Consider the following 13,677-nt stretch of genomic DNA (forward strand, 5'->3'; position numbering starts at 1 on the left):
TCAGATCACTCCGTTCGACTTGAGCAGGCGCAGTTCCTCGTCGCCGAGGCCGAGCTCGCCGATATAGACCTCTTCGTTGTGTTCGCCGAGCAGCGGCGAACTGGTCACGTCCACAGGAGAGTCGGAGAGCTTGAGCGGGCTGCCCACCGTCGTGAACGCGCCGCGCTGCGGGTGCGGGACGCGCACGACCATCTCGTTGGCGACCAGGGACTGGTCCTCGATGATCTCCCTGGTGGACAGGATCGGTCCGCACGGGATGTTGTGGGCGTTGAGCTTCTCCAGCACCTCCCACTTGGGAAGCGTCGAAGACCACTCCTCGATGAGCTGGAACATCTTGTTGAGCTTGGGCAGCCGGGCCGCGGGCGTCGCCCACTCGGGGTCATCCGCCAGCTCGGGCCGGCCGATGAGTTCGCTGATCGGCTTCCAGCCGACGGGCTGCACGATGACGTACACATAGTCGTTCGGGCCGCCCGGCGCGCACTTGACCGCCCAGCCGGGCTGACCGCCGCCGGAGGCATTTCCCGATCGGGGAACTTCGTCGCCGAAGTCCTCGTTCGGATATTCAGAGAGCGGGCCGTGTGCCAGGCGCTGCTGGTCGCGCAGCTTCACCCGGCAGAGGTTGAGCACAGCGTGCTGCATGGCCACATTGACCCGCTGACCACGCCCGGTGTTCTCCCGCTGGAACAGCGCCGCGAGAATCCCCGCCACGGCGTGGACGCCCGTGCCCGAGTCCCCGATCTGGGCCCCCGTCGCCAGCGGCGGCCCGTCCTCGAACCCGGTGGTCGACATCGACCCGCCCATGGCCTGAGCGACGACCTCGTACGCCTTGAAGTTGGTGTACGGACCGTCCCCGAACCCCTTGATGGAGGCATAGACGATACGCGGATTGATCTCCTGAATGCGGTCCCAGGTGAAGCCCATGCGGTCGACCGCGCCCGGCCCGAAGTTCTCGACCATGACGTCGGAGCGGCGGATCAGCTCGGTGAGAAGCTCCTTGCCGCGCTCGGTCTTGACGTTGAGGGTGATGCTCCGCTTGTTGCAGTTGAGCATCGTGAAGTAGAGGGAGTCGACGTCCGGGAGGTCACGCAGCTGCCCCCGCGTGATGTCACCGGTCGGCGCCTCCAGCTTGATGACGTCCGCGCCGAGCCAGGCGAGCAGCTGGGTCGCGGAAGGCCCGGACTGGACGTGGGTCATGTCCAGGACGCGGATGCCTTCGAGAGCTTTGGCGGTCACGGGCTTCACCGGGCCTTCCAGTGGTAGAGTCGCGGCGTGCTGAGCGAGAGCCAAGCCAGCACAACAGCCTCCAATCATTGGGCAAACCGGGCAGGTTCCAACCCGGCTGGTGCTGAGGGCGTGAGACCGGATCGCTCGTCGAGCGATCGGGCGGCCTGAGCCAGAAATCCCCGGTCTTCGGGCAGGGGAGGGTTCAACTCACTTGTACATCGTCTGGTTCATGGTTCCGGGGGCGTACGCGTCCGGGTCGACCCAGACGTTGATCAGCGAGGGCTTGCCGGACTCGCGGGCGCGCCGCAGCGCGGGGCCGATGTCGGCGGGGTCGCGGACCTCCTCGCCGTAACCGCCGAGCATCTGCGCGAACTTGTCGTACTGGACGTCTCCGAGGGTGTTGCCGACGCGTTCGCGCTCCTCGCCGTACTTGGCCTTCTGGCCGTAACGGATCTGGTTCATGGAGGAGTTGTTGCCGACGATGCCGACGAAGGGGAGGTTGTAGCGGACGAGGGTCTCGAAGTCCCAGCCGGTGAGGGAGAAGGCGCCGTCACCGAAGAGGGCGACGACCTCCTTGTCGGGCCGTGCCTGCTTGGCCGCGAGCACGAACGGGACGCCGACGCCGAGCGTGCCCAGCGGACCCGGGTCCATCCAGTGCCCGGGCGACTTGGGCTGCACGACCTGCCCGGAGAAGGTGACGATGTCGCCGCCGTCACCGATGTAGATCGAGTCCTCGGTGAGGAAGTCGTTGATCTCGCTGACCAGCCGGTACGGGTGGATCGGAGAGGCGTCCGACCTGAGGTTCGGAAGCCGCTTCTCGATCGCCGTCTGCTCGGCGCCACGCAACTCGTCGAGCCACTCCTTGCGCTTCGACGCGCCCCCGTTGAGGCGCCCGGAGGCCGCCTCGGCCACCGACTTCAGGACCAGCCCGGCGTCGCCGACGATCCCGAGGTCGATGTCGCGGTTCTTGCCGACGGTGCGGTAGTCGAGGTCGATCTGCACGACGGTGGCGTCCGGCGACAGCCGCTTGCCGTAGCCCATGCGGAAGTCGAAGGGCGTGCCCACAATGACGATCACGTCCGCGTTCGAGAACGCGTACCGACGGGAGAGCTGGAAGTGGTGCGGGTCCCCGGGAGGCAGTGTGCCGCGGCCCGCGCCGTTCATGTACGCGGGGATGTTCAGCGTGCGCACCAGTTCGATGGCGGCCTCGGTGCCTCGGGTCGTCCACACCTGGCTGCCCAGCAGGATCGCCGGCTTCTCGGCGTGCACGAGGAGGTCGGCGAGCTTCTCAACGGCCTCGGGGTCGCCGGCCGAGCGGGTCGAGGCGCGGTAGGCCCCGGCCTTCGGCACGCGCGCCTTGTCGACGGGCACCTTGGCGTCGAGCACATCGCGCGGGATCTCCAGGAAGGACGGTCCGGGCGCGCCGTGGTAGCACTCGCGGAACGCCATCGACACCATGTCGGCCGCGCGCGCCGTGTCCGGCACGGTCGCCGCGAACTTGGTGATCGGCGCCATCATGTCGACGTGCGGCAGGTCCTGCAGGGACCCCATCTTGTGCTGGGTGAGTGCCCCTTGGCCGCCTATCAGCAGCATCGGGGACTCCGCGCGGAACGCGTTGGCGACACCGGTGACGGCGTCGGTCGTACCGGGGCCCGCGGTGACCACGGCACAGCCGGGCTTGCCGGTGATGCGTGCGTAGCCGTCGGCGGCGTGGGCGGCGACCTGCTCGTGGCGTACGTCGACGACCTCTATGCCTTCGTCGACGCAGCCGTCGTAGATATCGATGATGTGGCCGCCGCACAGGGTGTAGATGACCTCCACACCTTCCGCTTTGAGTGCCTTGGCGACCAGATGTCCACCGGAGGTGAGTGCTGTGCTCTTGTCGCTGCTGTCGTCGGGCATGGCGAAGTCCTGTCCCTTCGTAGGGGGTGGAACGCTCTCGCAGTACATTGCATACAGTCGACGAATACTGTATGAAGCTTGTTATCCCGCATCCGGTGGGTGGTGTCCAGGGGGCGTGCGGCACTTTTGAATCAGGAGCCGAAATGGACCTGTTCGAGCACCAGGCAAGGGAACTCTTCGAAGAACACGGCATCTTGGTGCCACGGGCCGAGGTCACCGACTCGCCCAAGGAGGCGCGCGAGATCGCCCGCAGGCTCGGCGGCCGCGTCGTCGTCAAAGCCCAGGTCAAGACAGGCGGCCGAGGCAAGGCGGGCGGCGTCAAGCTCGCCGCCGACCCGGCCGCCACCGAACTGACGGCCCGCCAGATCCTTGGCATGGACATCAAGGGCCACACGGTCGGCAAGGTGATGCTGGCCCAACCCGTCGACATCGAGCGCGAGTTCTACGTCAGCTACGTCCTCGACCGGGCCGCCGGCCGTTTCCTCGCGATCGCCTCGGCCGAAGGCGGCATGGAGATCGAGGAAGTGGCCGCCACCAGGCCGGAGGCGGTCGCGCGAGTCCCCATCGACCCGGCCGAGGGCGTCACCACGGCCAAGGCGAGCGAGATCGCCGAAGCCGCCGGGCTGCCGCCGCAGACGGTCGACGTCCTCGTACGCCTCTGGAAGGTGCTGACCCGCGAGGACGCCCTCCTCGTCGAGGTCAACCCCCTCGTCCGTACGGCCCAGGGGCAGATCCTCGCCCTCGACGGCAAGGTGACGCTCGACGACAACGCCCGCTTCCGTCAGGAGCGTTGGGGAGAAGACGGGGCCACGCACGACGACCCGCTGGAGGCCGCCGCCGCGGCGAAGGGCCTGAACTACGTGAAGCTGGACGGCGAGGTCGGCGTCATCGGCAACGGTGCGGGCCTCGTCATGTCGACCCTCGACGTGGTCGCGGGCTGCGGCGCACGCCCCGCCAACTTCCTCGACATCGGCGGCGGGGCATCGGCCGAGATCATGGCCGACGGACTGTCGGTCATCCTCTCCGACCCGGCCGTCAAGTCGGTCTTCGTCAACGTCTTCGGCGGCATCACCGCCTGCGACGCGGTCGCCGACGGCATCGTACGGGCCCTGGAAACCGTCCGGTTGACCAAGCCGCTCGTCGTCCGCCTCGACGGCAACAACGCCGTACGCGGTCGCGCGATCCTCGACGGCCGCGCGCACCCTTTGGTCCAGCAGGCCACCACCATGGACGGCGCCGCCCGCACGGCGGCACAACTCGCCAACGCAGCCTGAGGAGACGGGACATGGCCATCTACCTGACCAAGGAGAGCAAGGTCCTCGTCCAGGGCATGACCGGCGCCGAGGGGATGAAGCACACCCGCCGCATGCTCGCGGCGGGCACCGACGTCGTCGGCGGCGTCAACCCGCGCAAGGCGGGCCGTACCGTCGACTTCGAGGAGCGCGTCGTACCCGTGTTCGGCTCGGTACGCGAGGGCATCGAGGTGACCCGCGCGGACGTCACCGTCGTCTTTGTCCCACCCGCCTTCGCCAAAGCGGCGGTCGTGGAAGCCGCCGACGCCGGAATCGGTCTCGCGGTCGTCATCACCGAGGGCATCCCGGTCCACGACTCCGTCGCCTTCACCGCGTACGCGCGGTCGAAGGGGACCCGGATCATCGGCCCCAACTGCCCGGGCCTGATTGCACCCGGCCAGGCCAACGCCGGCATCATCCCCGCCGACATCACCAAGCCCGGACGCATCGGCCTGGTGTCCAAGTCCGGCACGCTCACCTACCAACTCATGTACGAACTCCGCGACATCGGCTTCTCCACCTGCGTCGGAATCGGCGGCGACCCGGTCGTCGGCACCACCCACATCGACTGCCTGGCCGCCTTCGAGGACGACCCGGACACCGACCTCGTCGTGCTCATCGGCGAGATCGGCGGCGACGCGGAGGAACGGGCCGCCGCGTACATCCGCGAGCATGTCACCAAGCCCGTCATCGGCTACATCGCCGGCTTCACGGCACCCGAGGGCAAGACCATGGGGCACGCGGGCGCGATCGTCTCCGGTTCGTCGGGTACGGCACGGGCGAAGAAGGAGGCCCTGGAAGCGGCCGGGGTGCGTGTGGGCGGCACACCGACCGAGACGGCCCAACTGGTACTCGGAGTACTGGGAGTGGGGGCGGGACGTCACCCATAGTTGACACGACCGAGCCATGTACGACCCCGCCCCCGACCGTGCACCGAGAGCGGAGCATTCGAATGGCATCCACCCTCACTCCGAACACCCCCACTCCGAACACCCTCGCCCTCACCCTCAAATCCGGAACCTCCTGGTCGGAGGCCTGGCAGCGCTGCTTCGCCGTCGCCCCCGAGGCCTTCCGGGACGACCGCGTCCTCAACCTCTGGGGCGCCGCCTGGCAGACCGACGGCCGGGTGCTCCCCGCGACCAGCCCGGTCGACGGCAGCCCGATCGCCGGGCCGCCCCGCCTCGACGGCACCACCGCCCACCAGGCCGTACGCGCCTCACTCGACCAGCACCGGGCCTGGCGCCACATCCCCCTCGATGAACGCCGGGCCAGGGTCGCGGCGACCCTCGACGCCCTGACCCAGCACCGCGAGCTCCTCGCCCTCCTCCTCGTCTGGGAGATCGGCAAGCCCTGGCGGCTCGCGCGGGCCGACGTGGACCGGGCCATCGACGGCGTGCGCTGGTACGTCGACGGAATCGAGCCCATGATCGAGGGCCGGACCCCGCTGGACGGCCCGGTGTCCAACATCGCGAGCTGGAACTACCCGATGAGCGTGCTCGTTCACGCAATGCTGGTACAGGCATTGGCAGGGAACGCGGTCATCGCCAAGACCCCGACCGACGGCGGCGTCGCCTGTCTCACCCTGGCCTGCGCGCTCGCCGCCCGCGAGGGCATCCCCGTCACCCTCGTCAGCGGCAGCGGAGGCGAACTGTCGGAGGCGCTCGTACGCGCCCCCGAGATCGGCTGCGTCTCCTTCGTCGGCGGCCGCGACACGGGCGCCGCGGTGGCCACGGCCGTCGCCGACCTCGGCAAGCGGCATGTACTGGAACAGGAGGGACTTAACACCTGGGGCATCTGGAACCACACGGACTGGGACACGCTGACGGCGGTCATCCCCAAGCTCTTCGACTACGGCAAACAGCGCTGCACGGCGTACCCGCGCTTCGTCGTCCAGCGGACCCTGTTCGACGAGTTCCTGGCGGCGTACCTCCCGGCGGTACGCACGCTGAGGGTCGGCCACCCGCTGGCGGTCGAGCACCCGGACGACCCGTACCCACGGCTGGACTTCGGCCCCGTCATCAACGCGGCCAAGGCCAAGGAACTGACCGACCAGGTCGCCGAGGCCATCGACCGCGGCGCCGTCCCCCTGCACCGCGGCGAGCCGGCCGACGCCCGCTTCCTGCCCGGCCAGGACACGGAGGCGTACATCCAGCCCGTCACCCTCCTCAACCCGCCCCCGTCCTCCCCGCTCCATCACGCGGAACCCTTCGGCCCGGTCGACACCATCGTCCTGGTCGACACGGAGGCGGAGCTGCTGGCCGCCATGAACGCGTCGAACGGCGCGCTCGTCGCCACCCTGTCGACGGACGACAGGGCGACGTACGAGCGGCTGGCCCCGCAGATCCGGGCGTTCAAGGTGGGCCACGGCAAACCCCGCTCCCGCGGCGACCGGGACGAGCTCTTCGGCGGCTTCGGCGCGTCCTGGCGCGGCGCCTTCGTGGGCGGCGACCTCCTGGTCCGTGCGGTGACCCAGGGCCCGGCGGGGGAGCGGCTGCCGGGGAACTTTCCGGACTACCACCTCATGCCCTGACGGACTGACACGGCGACGGAATTCGGAACGTGACCGGTCGTGCACCCCACGTCACAAGTGCACGTCCAGCGCCCGAAAGCCGCCGCTCACAGCCCCGATACGCAGGTGAAAGCCACTCCGGAAACTTGGTATTGTTGTCCACGTCGCCGCGGGGAACACCCCCGTCCAGGCGGCGGACACCTAGTCCGGGTGGCGGAATGGCAGACGCGCTAGCTTGAGGTGCTAGTGCCCTTTATCGGGCGTGGGGGTTCAAGTCCCCCCTCGGACACAGGCCGTATTCCCAACTTGTGCGGGTCGAGCGCAGTCTCGACCCGCACAAGCTGTTTTTCGGGGTCGGGCCGACGACGCCGGTCTCGATCGGGGCGTACGTCAGGCCGCCCATGGCCGCCACCCACCACCCCGCACGACACTTCCACGGACGCGGCGTCCTCGCCGTAGCCCGGAGATGCGGGGAGGCGTAGGCGTTCAATCACCGTCCAGTGGGTGTCCAGTCCCGCCGCATAGCTTGTGGCCGTCGGCTGATGGTTCGGCCAAGTGGGCCGTGCCGGAGTGCCTCTGTCGCGCCACACGCTCACCGGGAGGGAACGACCGATGAAAACACGGATCAGGAAGAGGCTGGCCGCGGCTGTCGCGGCCGGGTCGGCTGTCGCGGCGCTCGTTGTGGGAGCCCCGGGCAGCAGCACGGCCCAGGCCCAGGTGGACAGCCTGCGGGCGTTCGGGATCACGAGTGACGGCAGGCTGATGGCCATGTTCAGGACCGACAGACCCGACGTCCTGGACTGGGTCAGGGTCATCACCGGGCTCAATGGCGACACGGCGCTGGTCGGGATCGACTTCCGCGTGCAGAACGGCATCATGTACGGCGTCGGCAACCAGGGCGGCATCTACACGATCAAGACCCCGCCGGCCACCACGGACGTGGTCGTCAGCAAGGTCTCCCAGCTCCAGGTCCCGCTGTACGGCACGAACTTCGGCGTCGACTTCAACCCCGCGGCCGACCGGCTCCGGGTGATCAGCGACAGAGGACAGAACCTGCGCCACAACCTCCACGACCACACCACGATCGAGGACCGGGTCCTGAGCACCCCGCCCAGCGGGGCGACGACCCGGGGCGTCACAGCCGCCGCGTACACGAACAACGACCTGAACGCGGACACCGCGACCACCCTGTTCGACCTCGACACGACCACGGACCAGCTCGTCCTCCAGTCGCCGGCCAACAACGGCACGCTGGCCGCGGTCGGCGCGCTCGGCGTGGATGCCGCGCCCAACGCCGGCTTCGACATCTTCAGCGACCTGACGGGCGGCAAGACGACGTCGGTGACGGGCTTCGCCACGCTGCTCTCGTCGAGCGGCACCACGGCGACGTTCTACACCGTCAACCTGTTCACCGGCGCCACGAGCCGCGTGGGCCAGTTCCCGCTGGCCATCAGCGACGTGGCCGTCGCACTCGACCCCAACCCCTGACACACGTCCGGTCGACCGACCGGCAACGGTGAGCCCGCCTGTACTTCCGACGGCGGGCTCATCACCGTCCACCGGTCGTGGTCGCGGCGGGGGTCTCCAAGGCCCGCCGGGCACGTTCGGCGCCCGCGTGTGCACGCGTCAACTGGTCGTGTTCGCCGGTGACGGTCGCCACCGCGGCGGCGGTGGAGTGGTGGACGAGCGCGTCGGCGTAGTGGCCGCCGCCGTGGAGGGCCTCGGCGAGACCGTTGAGCGCCGGGGCCTCGCCGTAGCGCTCCCCGTTCTCCCGGAACAGTTCGAGGGCCTGCCGTTGGTGGTCGGCCGCGACCTCGAACGCGCCTTGCCGCAGCCGGATGTCGCCGAGGCCGGAAAGGGCGTACGCCTCGCCGCCGGGGTGCCCGAGCTGCCGGAACAGGGCGAGGGCCCGCTGCTGGTGGTCGGCCGCGTCCTCGTACCGGCCCAGCCGCAGCAGGGCGTTGCCCAGGTGGGAGAGGGTGCGGGCGCGGCCGATCCGGTCGCCGGTGAGGTCGTGCAGGGCGAGGGCCCGGCGCTGCCGGTCGGCCGCCTGTTCGTACTGGCCGAGTCGCAGCAGGGTGTTGCCGAGATTGGTCAGGGTGCGTGCCTGGCCGACCCGGTCCCCGGTCTCCCGGTACAGGGTGAGGGCCTGTTCATGGTCGCGTGCGGCATCGTGGAGACGGCCCAGCCGCCAGTGGACGTTGCCGAGGTTGGACAGGGTCCTGGCCTGCCCCGCCAGGTCCTCCGTCCGGCGGTGCAGCTCCAGGGCCCGCACGAGGTGGTCCGCGGCCGGTCCGGCGTCGGCGAGCCGCCAGTGCACGACACCGAGGTTGGTCAGCGCGTGGGCCTGGCCGCTCAGGTCGCCGGTCGTCTCGGCGGCGTGCAGGGCGTGGCGGTGGATCTCCAGCGCCTCGGTGTGGTGACCGCCGTCGAGGTAACGGAACAGCAGGGCGGCCAGCCGGACGGCGTGCCGGGGGCTGCCGCGGTCCGCGGCGACCGCGCAGACGGCCGCCAGGGTCGGGCGCTCGGCGTCCAGCCAGGCCCGCGCCGCGGCCGGGTCGCCCGCGATGGGGGAGGCGTACGGCGGTGGCGTGACCTCGGGCCTGTGGTGCCGTTCGGCGGGATGGAGGGCGTCCATGGCGACCGCGGCCGTGCCCAGGTAGTGGTCGAAGAGGCGGGCCAGAGCGGTTTGCCTGTCCTCCTCGGAGTCATGCGTACGGGCCAGGCGGTGAGCGTAGGCGCGCAGCAGGTCGTGCATGCCGAACCGGCCGGACGGGGCGGGCCGCAGGAGGTGGGCGCGGGCCAGCAGCCGCAGCGTGTCGGCGGCTCTCTCCTCGCTCGGCGCGTCTCCCGTCAGGGCCGCGACGGCGTGGGCGTCGGCTTCCGGTCCGGGGTGCAGGCTCAGCAGGCGGAAGGCGCGGGCGGCGGGGGCTGGCAGATGCCGGTACGACCAGGAGAACACCGCCTCCACCGCCGCGCGCCGGTCGCCGCCCGCGTCCAGCAGATCCAGGCGCCGCTGCTCGTCGGCCAGTTCCGCGACCAGGTCCGACAGCGGCCGTGACGGGTGGGCGACCGCGAGTTCGGCCGCGATCCGGAGTGCCAGGGGGAGCCGTACGCCCTGGTCGGCCAGGTCGGCGGCCGGCCCCGGCTCGATGTCGACGCGCGCGCCGATGAGCGTCCGCAGCAGGTCGAGCGCGTCGGGCGGCGGGAGCGGGCCCAGGCCGACGCGGCGGGCGCCGTGCAGGGCCACCAGGCCGGCCAGGCTGTCCCGGCTGGTGACCACGACGGCGCAGGTCGGGGAGCCGGGAAGCAGCGGGCGGACCTGCTCCTCGGACAGGGCGTTGTCCAGGACCACCAGCATTCTCCGGTCGGCCGTCTCGGTCCGGTACCGGCTCGCGCGGTCGTCGGCGTCGAGCGGGATCTCGTCGCCGGGGACCCCGAGGACGGTGAGGAAGCGGGTGAGGGCGTCGCCGGGTGGCATGGGGTGGTCGGGGTCGTAGCCGCGCAGGTTGACGTAGAGCTGGCCGTCGGGAAACCGGTGCCGGGTCCGGTGCGCCCAGTGGACGGCGAGCGCGGTCTTCCCCACCCCGGCGGTGCCGGAGACCACCGAGACGGCCACCGCCGTCGGGCTCGCCGGGCTGTCCTCGGGACCGGTCACCAGCCGGTCCAGGGCCGCCAGCTCCGCGTCCCGGCCGGAGAAGCCGGGCACGTCGGCGGGCAACTGGGCGGGTAATCGTCGGGGCGGCGTGCTGGTGGCGCTCACCGGGCCGCGAGCAGTAGGTCCGGTCGGGCCGCGAAGCACGGCCGGGGGCCTGGTGGGGCCGCGCAGCACGGCCGGGGTCCTGGTGGGGCTGCGCAGCACGGCGGCGTAGGCCTCGTCGAGCTCGGGACCGGGGTCGACGCCGAGTTCGTCGGCCAGTCGGCGGCGGCTTCGCCGGTAGACGTCCACCGCCTGGTCGCGGCGCCCGACCGCCTCGTACGCCCGGATGAGCCGGGCCTGGGCGTCCTCGTCCAGCGGCTGTGCGGCCGCGGCCTCCTCCAGCAGGGGCAGCGCCTCGGCGGTCCGGCCTGCCGCGATCATGGCCTCGCCGTACTGGGCCACCACGCCGTGACGCTCCCCGGCCAGCGCGATGACCATCGGGTGGGCGGCGAGGAACGGCAGGTCGGCGAGGGGCGGCTGCTGCCACAGCCCGAGCGCGTCGGAGAGCAGCGCCGCGGCCCGCTCCCGGCCACCGTCCCGCCGTACGGTCTCCGCCGCGGCGACCAGGTTCCTGAAGCGCAGCAGGTCGATGGCGTCGTACGGGACGCGGAGCGCGTAGCCGTCGCCGAGCCGGGGCAGGACCGTACTCGGTGCGCGCGGCGGCCGGTCCGGCTCCAGCAGGCGCCGCAGATGCTTGATGTGCGTCTGAACGACGTTCGACGCGCTCGCCGGGGGCCGCTCACCCCACAGGGCGTCCGCGAGCCCGGCGAACGGCAGTTGCTGCCCGCGCGACACGGCCAGCAGGGCGAGAACCGCGCGACGCTGGGGTGAGCCGAGGCTGAGACGGGTGCCGTCCCGCCATGCACAGACCGGTCCGAGTACCTGAATGCGCATGAACCCCCACCTGTCGCTTCACAACTCCCCCACCATTCCCTTTCTTTACAGCCATCATTGGTGCGCCCGGAAGGCCCATTCCGGCCCAGTGCCCGCCGCGTGGCGGGATGGAGAGCCCGGCTACCTTGATGCCGAGCGACTTCAGCGACACTTCGAGTTGGAGATGAGCCCCACCACCACTGCCGGTACTGCGGCCCACGACTTCTTCAGGAACCGTTGGACGCGTCGGACCCGTTGTCGTCCAGGCCCAGGCGGATCAGCGCGAGGGCTTCTGCGACCTCGACGGTCAGCTCGTCCTCGGCGCCGTACACCAGGCACAGGTCGTCGTGGAGGGGTTCGAGAAGGCGCCGGGCATCCTCCGCGTGGCCCTGGGCGAGCAGCAGCATGCCGATGTCCCGGCGCAGCGAGACCGCCTCCTCGCTGACGTCGCTGTCGACGGTCCGTACGACGTCGAGCACGTCCCGGAGCATGGCAAGTGCTTCGGTGACCTGGCCGAGCTCCGCGCGGCAACGGGCCGCCTGCGCACGGCAGTCCAGCGCCGCCTTGCTGGTCGGCCCGCTGATCCGGGTGTGCACCTCGGCGAGGATCTCGAACTCAGGCAGCGCGGCCCGGAAGTCGCCGCCGAGCAGACGACTGACGGCCCGCCGCATCCGCAGCGCCAGTACCACCTTGTTCTCCGCGCCCAGCGCCCGCGCGGCGGGCTCCACCATCTCGCCGACCACCTCGGCCGCCTGCGCGAACCGGTCCTCCTCCATGAGAGCGTCGTAGTGCTCCCGCACCTCACGGATCTGCGCCCGCAACGTCTCCGGCAGCAGCGCGGGCACCGGCGCGTCGGGTGCCTCGGGCACCGCGCCGTTCGGCTGCACGGCCGCCCCACCACGCCGACGGGGAGCGTACGGGCGGCGGAACACCCCGGTCGGATCGGGTGCCCCCGCCGGTCCCGCCTCGTGCGGCGCGGGATCCTCCCCGGCAGCCGGCAGGAAGGGCCGCAGGCGCTCGTACACCTCCTGGACGTCCGCGGGGCGGGCCTCCGGTGCCTTGCGCAGCAGATGCAGGACGAGTTCCTCCAACTCGGCGGGAACCTCGGGGCGCAGCTGCCGCAGCGGTGTCGGCGCCGCGTTGACGTGCTGGTACATCACCAGGTACTCACTGTCCGCGCTGAACAGCAGCCGCCCGCCGAGCAGTTCGTGCAGCACACACCCCAGCGCGTACAGGTCGGCCCGTGGCGTGACCTGCCCGCCGCGCACCTGCTCCGGCGACATGTACTGGTAGGTGCCGACGGGGCTGCCGGTCGCGGTCAGCTTGGTGACGTCGGTCCGCAGGATCGCCGCGATCCCGAAGTCCAGCACCTTCACCGTCCCGTCCCGCGCGACGAGGATGTTGCTCGGCTTCAGGTCGCGGTGGATGACCGGCACGTCGTGCGCGTACGACAGCACGGTGGCGACCTGTGCTGCGACGGCCACGGCCCAGCTGATGGGCAGCGGTCGGTCGGGATGGATATAGCCGGTGAGGGGGACGCCGTCGACGAGTTCCATCACGAGGAACAGGCGTTCGTACGTGTCATCGTCCAGCACCGCGTCGTACACCTGCGGTACGCCCGGGTGCTGGATGCGCGCGGTGATACGGGCCTCGCGCTTGAATCGCTTCGCGAACTCCTCGGCCAGGTCCGGTGATGTCACGGACTGGGGCCGGATGCGCTTCACGGCCACGGGACGGTCCAGTACGGCGTCATAGCCGCGCCACACGTCCCCCATGCCGCCATGGCTGAACTGTTCGAGCAACTCGTAGCGCCCCGCGATCGGTCTGTCCGGCACCTTTCCCCCGTCGAGCGTCCGATATGGTCAGGGGCCAGTTTGGTCGCTACGGGTTTCCTGCGTCCAGCGGAGGGTTATGGGCGCGGCGTAATTCGTTTGTCCTGCTTCGGTATGGCAGGGGTCTTTTCGTCGCTCTCGGCGCGGAGCTGCTCGCGTCCCCTACACCTGGCGTAGGTCCGACACCGCTCTCCGCAGCGCAGCGTTCATGCGGAGCGGACGATGGCGGACCAGAGGCTCGGGGCCGCCCCTGTCCGGGCCGTCGGCATGGGGCCACCCGTTTGTCTGGCGTCCGCGCATGCGCACCCGCCCCAGGGACAAACCGATCAAGGGCCAACCGCCCCC

The 13,677-nt window shown here is 70.6% G+C and carries 8 protein-coding genes and 1 tRNA gene; 5 read left to right on the plus strand and 4 right to left on the minus strand.

All coding sequences use genetic code 11. The features are described from left to right. Together frc and ACWD3C_RS32595 are read right to left on the minus strand one after the other, a co-directional pair. On the minus strand, nucleotides 1-1,233 hold the full coding sequence (frc, locus tag ACWD3C_RS32590) for a formyl-CoA transferase (protein WP_451149773.1): 1,233 nt from the start codon (nucleotides 1,231-1,233) through the stop codon (nucleotides 1-3). Between the two features lie 198 nt (nucleotides 1,234-1,431). Continuing rightward, on the minus strand, nucleotides 1,432-3,126 hold the full coding sequence (locus tag ACWD3C_RS32595; RefSeq protein WP_451149774.1) for a thiamine pyrophosphate-binding protein: 1,695 nt from the start codon (nucleotides 3,124-3,126) through the stop codon (nucleotides 1,432-1,434). A gap of 143 nt (nucleotides 3,127-3,269) precedes the next feature. Here ACWD3C_RS32595 and sucC point away from each other — a divergent pair, with 143 nt between their 5' ends. From sucC to ACWD3C_RS32620, 5 genes are all read left to right on the plus strand, one after another. Continuing rightward, a complete protein-coding gene (gene sucC, locus ACWD3C_RS32600; RefSeq protein WP_451149775.1) occupies nucleotides 3,270-4,400 on the plus strand; it encodes an ADP-forming succinate--CoA ligase subunit beta in 1,131 nt (376 codons plus the stop codon). Nucleotides 4,401-4,411: 11 nt separating this feature from the next. Continuing rightward, on the plus strand, nucleotides 4,412-5,308 hold the full coding sequence (gene sucD, locus ACWD3C_RS32605; protein WP_451149776.1) for a succinate--CoA ligase subunit alpha: 897 nt from the start codon (nucleotides 4,412-4,414) through the stop codon (nucleotides 5,306-5,308). 62 nt (nucleotides 5,309-5,370) lie between these two features. After that, nucleotides 5,371-6,948, plus strand: a complete 1,578-nt coding sequence (locus ACWD3C_RS32610; RefSeq protein ID WP_451149777.1) for an aldehyde dehydrogenase family protein — start codon at nucleotides 5,371-5,373, stop codon at nucleotides 6,946-6,948. A 183-nt stretch (nucleotides 6,949-7,131) separates the two neighbouring features. Beyond that, a tRNA-Leu gene (locus ACWD3C_RS32615) sits at nucleotides 7,132-7,216 on the plus strand. Between the two features lie 323 nt (nucleotides 7,217-7,539). Further along, nucleotides 7,540-8,415 carry a DUF4394 domain-containing protein gene (locus tag ACWD3C_RS32620; RefSeq protein ID WP_451149778.1) on the plus strand — a complete coding sequence of 292 codons (876 nt, stop codon included), beginning with the start codon at nucleotides 7,540-7,542 and terminating at the stop codon, nucleotides 8,413-8,415. Between the two features lie 61 nt (nucleotides 8,416-8,476). Here the strand turns inward: ACWD3C_RS32620 and ACWD3C_RS32625 are convergent, their stop codons facing one another. Further along, nucleotides 8,477-11,521, minus strand: a complete 3,045-nt coding sequence (locus ACWD3C_RS32625; protein WP_451149779.1) for an AfsR/SARP family transcriptional regulator — start codon at nucleotides 11,519-11,521, stop codon at nucleotides 8,477-8,479. Nucleotides 11,522-11,727: 206 nt separating this feature from the next. Then, entirely contained in the window at nucleotides 11,728-13,275 is a 1,548-nt protein-coding gene (locus ACWD3C_RS32630; RefSeq protein ID WP_451149792.1) for a protein kinase domain-containing protein, read from the minus strand. Nucleotides 13,276-13,677: the final 402 nt, after the last annotated feature.

Source organism: Streptomyces sp. NPDC002845, from assembly GCF_053591955.1.